Raw genomic sequence first — 13658 nt, forward strand, 5'->3', positions numbered from 1 at the left:
CGGCGGTGCTGGCGAAGCTGAAGGACCAGGCTTCGGTCGGCGCGCCCGCACCCAAAGCCCCCGCCAAACCGGTGCTGCCCGCAGCTAAAAAATAGGGGAACCTGTAAGGGAAGGGGCATCGGCCGCCGCCGGTGCTTTTTTGTTTGGAAGGGAAATGGCTGGAAAAAGACCTGCGCTATATCGGGGAATGAATTGATGCAAAGGAAATGCCGTCTGAATATGCGTTCGGGCGGCGTTTTTATAACAAAAATACTTCATGGCGGTTGGTTTTATACCTGTCTAAGTTTTTGTGTCGTGCATACCTGAAGATTTCAGACGGCATCGGTTTATGCCGTCTGAAAAGTGTATTCCGTTTCAGTTTGTAAGCTATGGCAGTCTGTTTGTCTTGTGTTTTGCGCAATTGCCCTTATTTTTAGCCGTGATTTTATTTTGAATTAGATGAAAAGATGAGTAATCAAGATTTTTATGCGACGCTGGGTGTGGCAAGAACAGCTACCGATGATGAGATTAAAAAAGCCTACCGTAAATTGGCGATGAAATACCATCCCGACCGCAATCCTGACAATAAAGAGGCGGAAGAGAAGTTTAAAGAAGTACAAAAGGCGTATGAAACTTTGTCCGACAAGGAAAAGCGCGCTATGTACGACCAATACGGTCATGCGGCGTTTGAAGGCGGCGGACAGGGGGGCTTCGGAGGGTTTGGTGGATTTGGTGGTGCTCAAGGTTTTGACTTTGGGGATATTTTCAGCCAAATGTTTGGAGGCGGTTCGGGGCGCGCCCAGCCTGATTATCAGGGTGAGGACGTTCAAGTCGGTATCGAAATCACGCTTGAAGAAGCCGCAAAAGGTGTGAAGAAACGCATCAATATTCCGACTTATGAAGCGTGTGATGTCTGTAACGGCAGCGGCGCGAAACCGGGGACATCCCCGGAAACCTGCCCGACTTGCAAAGGTTCGGGTACGGTACACATCCAGCAGGCGATTTTCCGTATGCAGCAGACTTGTCCGACCTGCCACGGTGCGGGCAAACACATTAAAGAACCTTGCGTCAAATGCCGTGGCGCGGGGCGGAATAAGGCGGTCAAGACGGTGGAAGTCAATATTCCCGCCGGTATCGATGACGGGCAGCGTATCCGTTTGAGCGGCGAAGGCGGGCCGGGTACGCACGGTGCGCCTGCCGGCGACCTGTATGTAACCGTCCGCATTCGGGCGCATAAGATTTTCCAACGCGACGGTCTGGATTTGCATTGCGAACTGCCGATTAGTTTTGCCACGGCTGCTTTGGGCGGTGAGTTGGAAGTACCGACGTTGGACGGCAAGGTTAAGCTTACTATTCCCAAAGAAACCCAAACCGGCAGGAGGATGCGCGTGAAGGGTAAGGGTGTCAAATCTTTACGCAGCAGCGCGACCGGTGATTTGTACTGCCATATTGTTGTCGAAACGCCTGTCAATTTGACCGACCGTCAAAAAGAGCTTTTGGAAGAATTTGAGCGGATTTCTACCGGTTTGGAAAACCAAACGCCGCGCAAGAAATCGTTTTTAGACAAGCTGCGCGATTTGTTTGATTGATTTTAAGGTTTGGAAACAAGCAGCCGTATCGGGAAACCTCCCTGATACGGCTGTTTTTATTTGTTTAGAAATAGTTTTTATTTTCAATTGATTATGAGGTAGGGTGGGATAACTGTTTTTAACTGTTCTTTTTAAAACTTGACATCATGGCGCGATGCCAACAATATGCAGGGGTCTGTTGTCAAAGGAAGAATAATGAACAAATCTTTATCCGGTTCGGTAGAAGAATACCGCGAACTGACGTTCCGAGGCATGATACTCGGTGCATTGATCACTGTAATTTTTACTGCGTCCAACGTTTACCTCGGTTTGAAAGTCGGGCTGACCTTTGCCTCGTCGATTCCGGCGGCGGTGATTTCGATGGCGGTTTTAAAGTTTTTCAAAGGCAGCAATATTTTGGAAAACAACATGGTGCAGACCCAAGCTTCGGCGGCGGGTACGCTTTCGACCATCATCTTCGTCCTGCCAGGTTTGTTGATGGCGGGCTACTGGAGCGGTTTCCTGTTTTGGCAGACAACGCTTTTATGTATTGCCGGCGGGATTTTGGGGGTGATTTTCACCATTCCGCTGCGTTACGCGATGGTGGTGAAAAGCGATCTGCCTTATCCGGAAGGCGTGGCGGCTGCTGAAATTTTGAAAGTGGGCGGTCATGAAGAAGGGGATGACCGTCAGGGCGGCAGCGGTATCAAAGAGCTGGCTGCCGGCGGCGCGTTGGCGGGATTGATGAGCTTTTGCGCCGGAGGTCTGCGCGTGATTGCCGATAGCGCGAGTTATTGGTTTAAAAGCGGTACGGCGATTTTCCAGCTGCCGATGGGCTTTTCACTGGCCTTGTTGGGCGCGGGTTATTTGGTCGGACTGACGGGCGGCATCGCTATCCTGTTGGGCATTTCGATTGCTTGGGGCATTGCCGTGCCGTATTTCTCCTCACACATTCCGCAACCTTCCGATATGGAAATGGCGGCGTTTGCGATGAAGCTGTGGAAGGAAAAAGTGCGTTTTATCGGTGCGGGAACCATAGGTATCGCGGCGGTTTGGACGCTTTTGATGCTGCTCAAGCCAATGGTGGAAGGCATGAAGATGTCGTTCAAGAGTTTTGGCGGCGGTGCGCCCGCTGCGGAACGCGCCGAACAGGATTTGTCGCCTAAAGCCATGATTTTCTGGGTACTGTCTATGATGTTTATTCTAGGCGTGTCGTTTTACCACTTTATCGGCGATTCGCACATTACGGGCGGCATGGCGTGGCTTTTAGTGGTCGTTTGCACGCTTTTGGCTTCCGTCATCGGCTTTTTGGTCGCCGCCGCCTGCGGTTATATGGCAGGTTTGGTTGGCTCGTCTTCCAGCCCGATTTCCGGCGTGGGCATCGTTTCCATTGTTATCATTTCGCTGGTTTTATTGGTTGTGGGCGAATCCGGCGGTTTGATGGCGGATGAGACCAACCGCAAATTCTTACTGGCGTTGACGCTTTTCTGCGGCTCGGCAGTAATCTGCGTCGCTTCGATCTCCAATGACAACCTGCAAGACTTGAAAACCGGCTACCTGCTCAAAGCCACGCCTTGGCGGCAGCAAGTCGCCCTGATTATCGGCTGTATCGTCGGTGCGCTGGTTATTTCGCCCGTGTTGGAACTGCTTTACGAAGCCTACGGCTTTATCGGCGCAATGCCGCGCGAAGGCATGGATGCGGCGCAGGCTTTGGCAGCCCCTCAAGCGACTTTGATGACGACCATCGCGTCGGGCATTTTCGCCCACAACCTCGAATGGGCGTATATCTTTACCGGCATCGCGATTGGCGCGGTATTAATCGTCGTCGATTTGGTGTTGAAAAAATCATCAGGCGGTAAACTTGCCCTGCCCGTCCTTGCGGTCGGTATGGGTATTTATCTGCCGCCGTCCGTCAATATGCCCATTGTGGCAGGTGCGGTGTTGGCGGCAGTGTTGAAACACATCATCGGTAAAAAAGCGGAAAACCGTGAAGGCCGTCTGAAAAACGCCGAGCGCATCGGAACCTTGTTCTCCGCCGGCCTGATTGTCGGTGAAAGTCTGATTGGTGTGATTATGGCGTTTATTATTGCCTTCTCCGTGACCAACGGCGGCTCGGATGCGCCACTCGCGTTGAATCTGCAAAACTGGGATGCCGCCGCCTCATGGTTGGGTTTGGCGTTCTTCGTTACCGGGATGTTTTTCTTTGCACAGCGCGTACTGAAGGCGGGTAGGTAGCCTGTCGGAGAAAATGCCGTCTGAAACGTTCAGACGGCATTTTTTATCGGGAAAGCGTAAGGCGGAGCTTTTCGGCTTGTGCCCACGTTTTGCCGGCAAGGTCTTTGGGCGAAAGCAGCGGCGCGGTTTGAAGCGGCCAGCCTATGCCTATTGCCGGGTCGTTCCATATTAAAACCTGTTCGGCTTCCGGCTTGTAATAGTCCGTGCATTTGTACACGACTTCCGCCGTGTCGCTCAAAACGCAAAACCCGTGCGCGAAGCCTTCGGGTATCCAAAGCTGGTATCGGTTTTGCGCCGATAAGGTTGCACCCGCCCATTTGCCGAAAGTCGGCGAACCTTCGCGCATATCGACGGCCACGTCGAACACTTTGCCGACAACTACGCGTACGAGTTTGCCTTGTGTGTTTTCGGTTTGGTAGTGCAGGCCGCGCAATACGCCTTTGCTGGATTTGGAGTGGTTTTCCTGCACGAAAGTTCGATCGGCAATATTTTCTTTGAACCACCCGTCGCGGAAGGTTTCCATAAAAAAACCGCGCCCGTCTGTGAAGACTTGCGGTTTTAAAATTTTTACGTCGGGGAGGGCGGTGTCGATGATGTCCATAAAGTCCTTTGGCGGTATCGTTACCGCTGTTTTTTGCGGTTTGGATGCCGTCTGAAAGCCGTCGGGGCGTTCAGACGGCATTTATTTGTCAATCAGGTGCAGCAGGTATTGCCCGTAGGCGGTCTTTTCCAAATGTTTTGCGCGTGTTTCCACATCTTTTTTCGTCAGCCAACCGTTGCGCCAGGCGATTTCTTCGAGGCAGGCGATGTGCAGGTTTTGGATGTTTTGCACGGTTTGGACGAAGGAAGCCGCCTCGTGCAGGCTTTCGTGCGTGCCGGTGTCCAACCATGCGAAACCGCGTCCTAAGATTTGGACGGACAATGAACCGTCTTCCAAATACATTTGGTTGAGGTCGGAAATTTCCAATTCACCGCGTGCGGACGGTTTGAGCTGTTTGGCGAACTCGACGGCGCGGTTGTCGTAGAAGTACAAGCCCGTTACCGCCCAATCGGATTTGGGCTGTTGCGGTTTCTCTTCGATAGACAGGGCGTTGAAATTTTCGTCAAATTCAACCACGCCGAAACGTTCGGGGTTTTTGACCTGATAAGCAAACACGGTTGCGCCGTGCGTTTGCGCTGCCGCCTGTTTCAATGTTTGCGTAAATGATTGACCGTAAAAAATATTGTCGCCCAAGATGAGGCAGACATTGCCGTTGCCGATAAATTCTTCGCCGATGATAAATGCCTGTGCCAAGCCGTCGGGACTCGGTTGCACGGCATATTGCAGGCGGATGCCGAAGTTGAAGCCGTCGCCGAGCAGGCGTTTGAAAGAGGCGTTGTCTTCAGGCGCGGTAATCACCAAAATATCGCGGATTCCCGCCAGCATCAAAACCGACAAGGGGTAATAAATCATCGGTTTGTCGTACACGGGCAGGAGCTGTTTGGACACGCCGCGCGTAATCGGATATAGGCGCGTACCGCTGCCGCCTGCCAGTATGATGCCTTTCATCGTATTTCCTTTTCGGTTGAAACCCCGCCCTTTAGGGCGGTAGAATCAGACTTTGTTTGGGAGGGGTGTAACCCCTTCCAAATCAGGGCAATACATAGGGCGGTGCTTTATGTGTCGTCCTGTGTGTTGAAACATCTTTTCTTTCTTCCTTTGAGATGGGTTTTCAGACGGTATTGCGTCGGGATGCCGTCTGAAAACTATAGTGGATTAACAAAAACCAGTACGGCGTTGCCTCGCCTTAGCTCAAAGAGAACGATTCTCTAAGGTGCTGAAGCACCAAGTGAATCGGTTCCGTACTATTTGTACTGTCTGCGGCTTCGTCGCCTTTTCCTGATTTTTGTTAATCCACTATATTTGCCCGTACCTAAGCGTTCCGGACGGCAGTTGCCGTTTTATGCGTTTTGCCGCCGGGTTTTGTTGTCCAAATACCATTGCACGGTTTGGCGGAGGCCGGACTCGAATGTTTCCTGCGGTTTCCAGCCCAGTTCCCTGCCGATTTTGGCAGCGTCAATGGCGTAGCGCACGTCATGGCCGGGACGGTCTTGTACGAAAGTAATCAAATCTTCATAACGTGCCACACCCGCCGGTTTTTCAGGAACAAGCTCTTCCAGCAGGGCGCAGATGGTTTTAACCACCTCAATATTGGCTTTTTCATTGTGGCCGCCGATATTGTAGGTCTCGCCGACAACACCTTCGGTAACAACCTGATACAGCGCGCGGGCATGATCTTCGACAAACAGCCAGTCGCGGATTTGCGCCCCGTCGCCGTACACGGGCAGCGGTTTGCCGCCAAGTGCGTTCAGAATCATCAGCGGGATGAGTTTTTCGGGGAATTGTTGGGGGCCGTAATTATTGGAACAGTTGCTGACAATGGTCGGCAAACCGTAAGTACGCAACCATGCGCGGACAAGGTGGTCGCTGGATGCTTTAGAAGCAGAGTAGGGGTTGGACGGCGCGTAGGGCGCGGTTTCGGTGAACAAATCGTCTGTGCCGTGCAAATCGCCATAAACTTCATCGGTAGAAATATGGTGGAAACGGAAGGCGTTGCGCTGTTCAGACGGCATTTGCTGCCAATAGGCGCGCGCAGCTTCAAGTAGGTTGAATGTGCCGACGATATTGGTTTGGATAAACTCGCCTGCCGAACCGATGGCGCGGTCGACATGGCTTTCCGCCGCCAAGTGCATCACGGCATCGGGCCGGTATTGCGCGAACACGCGGTCGAGTTCGGCGCGGTTGCAGATATCCACTTGCTCAAAAGCGTAGCGGGGATTATCGGCAATGTCGGTCAGCGATTCGAGATTGCCAGCATAAGTCAGCTTATCGACATTGACGACAGAGTCTTGGGTGTTTTGGATAATATGACGGACAACGGCAGAACCGATAAAGCCCGCGCCGCCGGTAACGAGGATGGTTTTTTTGTTTGCGGTTTGCATTTAATCCCCGTATCCGTCGGGGTTGCGGCTGACCCAACGCCACGAATCCTCCATCATTTGCGCAAGGCTGCGTTTGGTTTCCCAACCTGTCTCTTGTTTGGTATGGGACGGGTCGGCATAGGAACACGCCAAGTCGCCGGCGCGGCGGGGTTGGATTCGGTAAGGAATGCTCAAACCGGATGCGGCTTCAAAGGCACGGATGATTTCTAAGACGGAATAGGCGCGGCCCGAACCTAAGTTGAACAAATGTACGCCGGCAACGCCGCCTTTTGCCTTCATTGCCGCGATATGCCCTTCTGCCAAATCCATCACATGAATATAGTCGCGCATTCCCGTACCGTCGGGGGTTGGATAATCGCCGCCGAATACCGACAGTTGCGGCAGCCTGCCCGAAGCCACTTGGCAGATATAGGGCAAAAGGTTGTTGGGAATACCGTTGGGCTGTTCGCCGATCAAGCCGCTTTCGTGCGCGCCAATCGGGTTGAAATAGCGCAACAAAATCACGCTCCAACGCGGATCGGCTTTTTGGATGTCGGTTAACATCCGTTCCACCATTGCTTTGGACGCACCGTAAGGATTAGCGGTATCGCCCGGGCGCATATCTTCCGTATAGGGGACTTTTTCCGCATCGCCGTAAACGGTTGCCGACGAGCTGAATACGATTTTGAACACGCCCGCGCGCGCCATTTCTTCCGCCAGCACCAGGCTGCCGTAAACATTGTTGCCGTAATATTTCATCGGCTCGGCAACGCTTTCGCCCACCGCCTTCAAACCGGCAAAATGGATGACGGATTCGATTTCGTGTTCCGAAAAAATCTGCCTCAAAATCTGACGGTCGCGGATGTCGCCCTGATAAAACGGTATGTTTCTGCCGGTAATTTGCCGAAGGCGCGGGAGGACGGCGGCAGACGAGTTGCACAGATTGTCCAGAATCACGGCATCGTAACCGGATTGGACGAGCGAGACGGCGGTGTGCGAACCGATAAAGCCGGTGCCGCCGGTAATCAGGACGGTCATAAACATTCCTTTCAGATTGTATCTGGCAAAGTATATCAGTATTATCTTCATCTTTTCCAAACGATTACCCACATTGCGCCGTCGGCTGTTCAGACGGCATACGGAGGCAATTTATGAACATCACCCGAATCCTCTCCCAAGAACTCTCCGCCACTGCCGCGCAAATCAACGCCGCCATTGAGCTTTTGGACGACGGCGCGACCGTACCCTTTATCGCGCGTTACCGTAAAGAAGCCACGGGCGGGCTGGACGATACGCAGCTGCGCCAGCTTGCCGAGCGGCTGCAATATCTGCGCGAGTTAGAAGATCGCAAAGCCGTTGTGTTAAAAAGCATTGAAGAGCAAGGTAAGCTTTCAGATGACCTCAAAGCGCAAATCGAAGCCGCCGACAACAAAACCGCGCTGGAAGACCTGTATCTGCCTTACAAACCCAAACGTCGCACCAAGGCGCAAATCGCGCGCGAACACGGTTTGCAGCCGCTGGCTGATATGTTGCTTGCAGAGCAGCCGCAGGACGTGGAAGCTGCCGCGCAAGGCTACCTGAACGAAAACGTCCCCGACGCCAAAGCCGCGCTGGACGGCGCGCGTGCGATTCTGATGGAGCAGTTTGCCGAAGACGCGGAACTCATCGGCACGCTGCGCGATAAGTTGTGGAACGAAGCCGAAATCCACGCGCAAGTCGTTGAAGGCAAAGAAACCGAAGGCGAAAAATTCAGCGATTATTTCGACCACCGCGAACCTATTCGTGCGATGCCCAGCCATCGTGCGCTAGCGGTTTTGCGCGGCCGCAACGAAGGCGTGTTGAACATCGCGCTCAAATATCAGCCCGACGACACGCCGATTACGCAGCAAAGCGAATACGAGCAAATCATCGCCCGCCGTTTCAAGGTTTCAGACAACCACAAATGGCTGCGCGACGCCGTGCGCCTGACTTGGCGCGCGAAAATCTTTTTGTCGTTGGAGCTTGAAGCTCTAGGCCGTCTGAAAGAAGCCGCCGATACCGACGCAATTACCGTGTTCGCCCGCAATCTCAAAGACTTGCTGCTCGCCGCGCCCGCCGGACGGCTGACCACGCTGGGTCTCGACCCCGGTTACCGTAACGGCGTGAAATGCGCCGTGGTGGACGACACGGGCAAGCTGTTGGATACGGTCATTGTCTATTTACACCAAGAAAACAATATGTTGGCAACGCTATCGCAGCTGATTAAGCAGCACGGCGTGAAGCTCATCGCCATCGGCAACGGCACCGCCAGCCGCGAAACCGACAAAATCGCGGGCGAACTGGTGCGTGAAATGTCGAAAATGGGGCTGCACAAAATCGTTGTGTCCGAAGCCGGTGCGTCGATTTATTCTGCGTCCGAACTGGCGGCACGCGAGTTCCCCGACTTGGACGTTTCCCTGCGCGGCGCGGTCTCCATCGCCCGCAGGCTGCAAGACCCACTCGCCGAGTTGGTCAAAATCGACCCCAAATCCATCGGCGTGGGGCAGTATCAGCACGACGTGAACCAAAACCGGCTCGCCAAATCGCTGGACGCGGTGGTCGAAGACTGCGTGAACGCCGTCGGCGTGGACGTGAACACCGCTTCCGCCCCACTCTTGGCGCGGATTTCCGGTTTGAATCAAACTCTTGCCCAAAACATCGTTGCCTACCGCGATGAAAACGGCGCGTTCGACAGCCGCAAAAAATTGTTGAGAGTGCCGCGTTTGGGCGAAAAAACCTTCGAGCAGGCGGCAGGCTTTTTGCGGATTAACGGTGGCACAGAGCCGCTGGACGCGAGCGCGGTGCATCCCGAAGCCTATCCCGTCGTTGCCAAAATGCTGGCGCAACAAGGCATTACCGCCGCCGAACTCATCGGCAACCGCGAGCGCGTGAAGCAAATCAAAGCCTCCGATTTTACCGACGAACGCTTCGGCCTGCCGACCATTCTGGACATCCTGTCCGAGCTGGAAAAACCCGGCCGCGACCCGCGCGGCGAGTTTCAGACGGCATCGTTTGCCGAAGGCATCCACGAAATCAGCGACTTGCAAGTCGGCATGATACTCGAAGGCGTGGTTTCCAACGTCGCCAACTTCGGCGCATTCGTGGACATCGGCGTGCATCAGGACGGCTTGGTACACATCTCCGCCCTATCCAATAAATTCGTCCAAGACCCGCGCGAAGTGGTGAAAGCCGGCGATGTGGTGAAAGTGAAAGTGCTGGAAGTTGATGCCGCACGCAAACGCATTGCGCTGACGATGCGCTTGGATGACGAACCGGGCGGCGCAAAACATAAAATGCCGTCTGAAAACCGCAGCCGCGAACGGACAGCCGGCCGCAAACCCCGACGCAACGACTGCGCCCCGGCCAATTCGGCGATGGCGGATGCGTTTGCGAAGTTGAAGCGGTAAGTCCGACAGCAGGGATGTACAGTGACAGATGCAGTGGCGGGTTTTGCCCTTGCTTTTTCTGTTGTTTTAAATATGTGTATTCCTATGATGCCGTCTGAAGTCTGTTCAGACGGCATTTGATTTGGTTGTGGCAGTGGTGTGGCGGCAGGCGTATAGTTTCAAATTATTGCCAACCTGTTTAAATAAGGAGTCCGAACCATGAAAAAAGTTCTGTTTGCCGCGCTGGTGTCCTGTTTTTCGGTTTCTGCGTTTGCGGCGTGTGCCGACAGTCGGCAGCAGTGTGTAATCTATAAAAACGGCAATGTGGCGGCGGAGGGCGGCTGTACGGTCAGCAAGTGCCAAAGTGCCGATGCGCAAGTGTTGAAGTGGAAGATGAAAAACGGCAAAGGCGTAACCGTTGAAATCGGCAAAGACGGCAAGGTTTCGGTGAACAAAAAACCGGGTGCGAAAGCGGCCAACAGCAATGCGGCAGGTATGGGTTTGACGTGTTATGCCGCCGATGCGGACAAGCGCGAGCAGTTCTGTTCGACCAATTATTGAACAGGTGCGGATGCCCGATGCCGTCTGAACGGAGTTTCAGACGGCATTTTGTTTGTAAAAAATAGTTGTAAAAAACGGCAATTCTTTGACAAGCCTTAACTGTTCCCCTAATATCCCTGCGCCTGCGCCCCTTCGGGCGGACATAAAGAAAAACATTTTAGGAGGTCAAACGATATGGAATGGGCGTTTAACAGTTATTACACTTTGATTGCCGCCACTTTGGTTTTGCTGGTCGGCAAGGTTTTAGTTAAGAAAATCAAATTTTTGCGTGATTTTAACATCCCCGAACCCGTGGCGGGCGGGCTGATTGCCGCGATTATCCTGTTTGCGCTGCACGAGGCGTACGGCGTGAGCTTCAAATTTGAAAAACCGCTGCAAGATGCGTTTATGCTGATTTTCTTCACGTCCATCGGCTTGAGCGCGGATTTTTCCCGTTTGAAGGCGGGCGGTTTGCCGCTGGTGGTTTTTACCGCGATTGTGGGCGGATTTATCCTGGTGCAAAACTTTGTCGGGGTCGGACTGGCTTCCGCTTTGGGTTTGGATCCGCTCATCGGTCTGATTACCGGTTCGGTTACGCTGACGGGCGGACACGGCACGGCGGGTGCCTGGGGGCCGGATTTTGAAACCAAATACGGCTTGGTCGGCGCAACCGGCTTGGGTATGGCTTCTGCAACTTTCGGGCTGGTGTTCGGCGGCCTGATCGGCGGGCCGGTTGCACGCCGCCTGATCAACAAAATGGGCCGCAAACCGGTTGAAAACACAAAACAGGCTCAGGACGACAACGCGGACGACGTGTTCGAGCAGGCAAAACGCACCCGCCTGATTACGGCGGAATCTGCCGTTGAAACGCTTGCCATGTTTGCCGCGTGTCTGGCATTTGCCGAGATTATGGACGGCTTCGACAAAGAATACCTGTTCGACCTGCCCAAATTCGTGTGGTGTCTGTTTGGCGGCGTGGTCATCCGCAACATCCTCACTGCCGCATTCAAAGTCAATATGTTCGACCGCGCCATCGATGTGTTCGGCAATGCTTCGCTTTCGCTTTTCTTGGCAATGGCGTTGCTGAATTTGAAACTGTGGGAGCTGACCGGTTTGGCGGGGCCTGTAACCGTCATCCTTGCCGTACAAACCGTGGTGATGGTTTTGTACGCGACTTTTGTTACCTATGTCTTTATGGGGCGCGACTATGATGCAGCGGTGTTGGCTGCCGGCCATTGCGGTTTCGGCTTGGGTGCAACGCCGACGGCGGTGGCAAATATGCAGTCCATCACGCATACTTTCGGCGCGTCGCATAAGGCGTTTTTGATTGTGCCTATGGTTGGTGCGTTCTTTGTCGATTTGATTAATGCCGCGATTCTTACCGGCTTTGTGAATTTCTTTAAAGGCTGATTTTTACGCCTTTCCGACAAAGCACCTGCAAGGTTTACCGCCGGCAGGTGCTTTTGCTATGATAGCCGCCATCGGTCTGCACCGTTTGGAAGGAACATCATGTATCGGAAACTCATTGCGCTGCCGTTTGCGCTGCTGCTTGCCGCGTGCGGCAGGGAAGAACCGCCCAAGGCATTGGAATGCGCCAATCCCGCCGTGTTGCAGGATATACGCGGCAGTATTCAGGAAACGCTCACGCAGGAAGCGCGTTCTTTCGCGCGCGAAGACGGCAGGCAGTTTGTCGATGCCGACAAAATTATCGCTGCCGCCTACGGTTTGGCGTTTTCTTTGGAACACGCTTCGGAAACGCAGGAAGGCGGGCGCACGTTCTGTATCGCCGATTTGAACATTACCGTGCCGTCTGAAACGCTTGCCGATGCCGAGGCAAACAGCCCCCTGTTGTATGGGGAAACCGCTTTGTCGGATATTGTGCAGCAGAAGACGGGCGGCAATGTCGAGTTTAAAGACGGAGTATTGACGGCAGCCGTCCGCTTCCTGCCCGCCAAAGACGGTCAGACGGCATTTATCGACAACACGGTCGGTATGGCGGCGCAAACGCTGTCTGCCGCGTTGCTGCCTTACGGCGTGAAGAGCATCGTGATGATAGACGGCAAGGCGGTGAAAAAAGAAGACGCGGTCAGGATTTTGAGCGGAAAAGCCCCCGAACCGCCGTCCAAACCCACGCCCGAAGACATTTTGGAACACAATGCTGCCGCCAGCGATGCGGGCGTACCCCAAGCCGCAGAAGGCGCGCCCGAACCCGAAATCCTGCATCCCGACGACGGCGAACGCGCCGATACCGTTACCGTTTCACGGGGCGAAGTGGAAGAGGCGCGCGTGCAAAACCAACGCGCGGAATCCGAAATTACCAAACTTTGGGACAAACTCGATACCGACGTGCAAAAAGGGCTGGTCGGCGAACAACGCAAGTGGGCGCAGGAAAAAATCAGCAACTGCCGACAAGCCGCCGCGCAGGCAGACGGGAAAGAATACGCCGAATACCTCAAGCTGCAATGCGACACGCGGATGACGCGCGAACGGATACAGTATCTTCGAGGCTATTCCATCGATTAGGGGCAAACCGATGAATACCGTCCCCAAAAGCAGGATTCCCGTCAAACCGCTGCCCGAAAAAACCACAGCCGAAGCCAAAGTCGAAAAATGGCGGCAGCTCGGTGCGGAACACGGTTTGTCGGGCGAATGGGCAGTTGCCGCCAGATTGGGCGAAAACGGTTTTACCGAAGAACAGATGGAAAACATCGCCAACCTGTTCGGCAGATAAAGGGAAAATTGACGGAAATGCCGTCTGAAACCCTGTTGTCGGTTTCAGACGGCATTTTGACCAATACGGTACGCAGGCGCAAAACAGCCGTCTTTTCGAAAAAAGCACCGCCCTAAAGGGCGGGATTTCAACCGGAAAGGAAATACGATAAAATCGGCAATTTGCCGTAAAGTTAAAAAGTTCCATCCATATCGAGGAGACATTATGCATCACCCCCCCCCCCCCCCCAAAAAAAATTTT

Annotated in this window: 12 protein-coding genes and 1 pseudogene; 9 read left to right on the forward strand and 4 right to left on the reverse strand. The window is 53.7% G+C overall.

Annotated features, from left to right (window positions below; translation table 11 throughout):
- From Q9J80_RS10480 to Q9J80_RS10495, 4 genes and pseudogenes are all read left to right on the forward strand, one after another.
- Positions 1-95, forward strand: a pseudogene (locus tag Q9J80_RS10480) (helix-hairpin-helix domain-containing protein); the annotation flags it as partial.
- Between the two features lie 111 nt (positions 96-206).
- Positions 207-365 carry a hypothetical protein gene (locus Q9J80_RS10485; protein WP_167435491.1) on the forward strand — a complete coding sequence of 53 codons (159 nt, stop codon included), beginning with the start codon at positions 207-209 and terminating at the stop codon, positions 363-365.
- A gap of 81 nt (positions 366-446) precedes the next feature.
- Entirely contained in the window at positions 447-1568 is a 1122-nt protein-coding gene (gene dnaJ / locus Q9J80_RS10490) for a molecular chaperone DnaJ (protein WP_107820002.1), read from the forward strand.
- A gap of 195 nt (positions 1569-1763) precedes the next feature.
- Positions 1764-3782 (forward strand): OPT family oligopeptide transporter, encoded by a 2019-nt coding sequence (locus tag Q9J80_RS10495; protein WP_301674085.1) that lies wholly within the window; start codon positions 1764-1766, stop codon positions 3780-3782.
- 43 nt (positions 3783-3825) lie between these two features.
- Here Q9J80_RS10495 and rfbC read toward each other — a convergent pair whose 3' ends face one another.
- The 4 genes from rfbC to galE all read right to left on the reverse strand — a co-directional run bounded on the left by rfbC (position 3826) and on the right by galE (position 7781).
- Positions 3826-4383, reverse strand: coding sequence for a dTDP-4-dehydrorhamnose 3,5-epimerase (gene rfbC / locus Q9J80_RS10500; RefSeq protein ID WP_301674093.1), 558 nt, complete (start codon positions 4381-4383; stop codon positions 3826-3828).
- Positions 4384-4464: 81 nt separating this feature from the next.
- A complete protein-coding gene (gene rfbA / locus Q9J80_RS10505; RefSeq protein WP_301674086.1) occupies positions 4465-5331 on the reverse strand; it encodes a glucose-1-phosphate thymidylyltransferase RfbA in 867 nt (288 codons plus the stop codon).
- Between the two features lie 392 nt (positions 5332-5723).
- Complete coding sequence (gene rfbB, locus Q9J80_RS10510; protein WP_301674087.1) at positions 5724-6764, reverse strand: dTDP-glucose 4,6-dehydratase; 1041 nt, start codon at positions 6762-6764, stop codon at positions 5724-5726.
- Positions 6765-7781 carry a UDP-glucose 4-epimerase GalE gene (gene galE / locus Q9J80_RS10515; RefSeq protein ID WP_301883374.1) on the reverse strand — a complete coding sequence of 339 codons (1017 nt, stop codon included), beginning with the start codon at positions 7779-7781 and terminating at the stop codon, positions 6765-6767.
- A 113-nt stretch (positions 7782-7894) separates the two neighbouring features.
- Between galE and Q9J80_RS10520 the strand changes: the two genes are divergently transcribed.
- The 5 genes from Q9J80_RS10520 (at position 7895) to Q9J80_RS10540 (ending at position 13418) form a co-directional block, all read left to right on the forward strand.
- On the forward strand, positions 7895-10168 hold the full coding sequence (locus tag Q9J80_RS10520; protein WP_304671750.1) for a Tex family protein: 2274 nt from the start codon (positions 7895-7897) through the stop codon (positions 10166-10168).
- A gap of 198 nt (positions 10169-10366) precedes the next feature.
- Entirely contained in the window at positions 10367-10708 is a 342-nt protein-coding gene (locus Q9J80_RS10525; RefSeq protein WP_118787398.1) for a hypothetical protein, read from the forward strand.
- Between the two features lie 174 nt (positions 10709-10882).
- Complete coding sequence (gene gltS, locus Q9J80_RS10530) at positions 10883-12097, forward strand: sodium/glutamate symporter (RefSeq protein ID WP_118783155.1); 1215 nt, start codon at positions 10883-10885, stop codon at positions 12095-12097.
- Positions 12098-12196: 99 nt separating this feature from the next.
- Positions 12197-13210: a lysozyme inhibitor LprI family protein gene (locus tag Q9J80_RS10535; protein WP_304671749.1), complete on the forward strand. Its 1014-nt coding sequence runs from the start codon at positions 12197-12199 to the stop codon at positions 13208-13210.
- A gap of 10 nt (positions 13211-13220) precedes the next feature.
- Complete coding sequence (locus Q9J80_RS10540) at positions 13221-13418, forward strand: hypothetical protein (protein WP_013448186.1); 198 nt, start codon at positions 13221-13223, stop codon at positions 13416-13418.
- Positions 13419-13658 lie beyond the last annotated feature (240 nt).

The organism is Neisseria blantyrii, assembly GCF_962747855.1.
Taxonomy (GTDB): Bacteria; Pseudomonadota; Gammaproteobacteria; order Burkholderiales; family Neisseriaceae; genus Neisseria; species Neisseria viridiae.

Coding starts and splice junctions, on each gene's coding strand:
- Q9J80_RS10485 (WP_167435491.1), top strand. CDS start 207: ATGCCGTCTGAATATGCGTTCGGGCGGCGTTTTTATAACAAAAATACT.
- dnaJ (WP_107820002.1), top strand. CDS start 447: ATGAGTAATCAAGATTTTTATGCGACGCTGGGTGTGGCAAGAACAGCT.
- Q9J80_RS10495 (WP_301674085.1), top strand. CDS start 1,764: ATGAACAAATCTTTATCCGGTTCGGTAGAAGAATACCGCGAACTGACG.
- rfbC (WP_301674093.1), bottom strand. CDS start 4,383: ATGGACATCATCGACACCGCCCTCCCCGACGTAAAAATTTTAAAACCG.
- rfbA (WP_301674086.1), bottom strand. CDS start 5,331: ATGAAAGGCATCATACTGGCAGGCGGCAGCGGTACGCGCCTATATCCG.
- rfbB (WP_301674087.1), bottom strand. CDS start 6,764: ATGCAAACCGCAAACAAAAAAACCATCCTCGTTACCGGCGGCGCGGGC.
- galE (WP_301883374.1), bottom strand. CDS start 7,781: ATGACCGTCCTGATTACCGGCGGCACCGGCTTTATCGGTTCGCACACC.
- Q9J80_RS10520 (WP_304671750.1), top strand. CDS start 7,895: ATGAACATCACCCGAATCCTCTCCCAAGAACTCTCCGCCACTGCCGCG.
- Q9J80_RS10525 (WP_118787398.1), top strand. CDS start 10,367: ATGAAAAAAGTTCTGTTTGCCGCGCTGGTGTCCTGTTTTTCGGTTTCT.
- gltS (WP_118783155.1), top strand. CDS start 10,883: ATGGAATGGGCGTTTAACAGTTATTACACTTTGATTGCCGCCACTTTG.
- Q9J80_RS10535 (WP_304671749.1), top strand. CDS start 12,197: ATGTATCGGAAACTCATTGCGCTGCCGTTTGCGCTGCTGCTTGCCGCG.
- Q9J80_RS10540 (WP_013448186.1), top strand. CDS start 13,221: ATGAATACCGTCCCCAAAAGCAGGATTCCCGTCAAACCGCTGCCCGAA.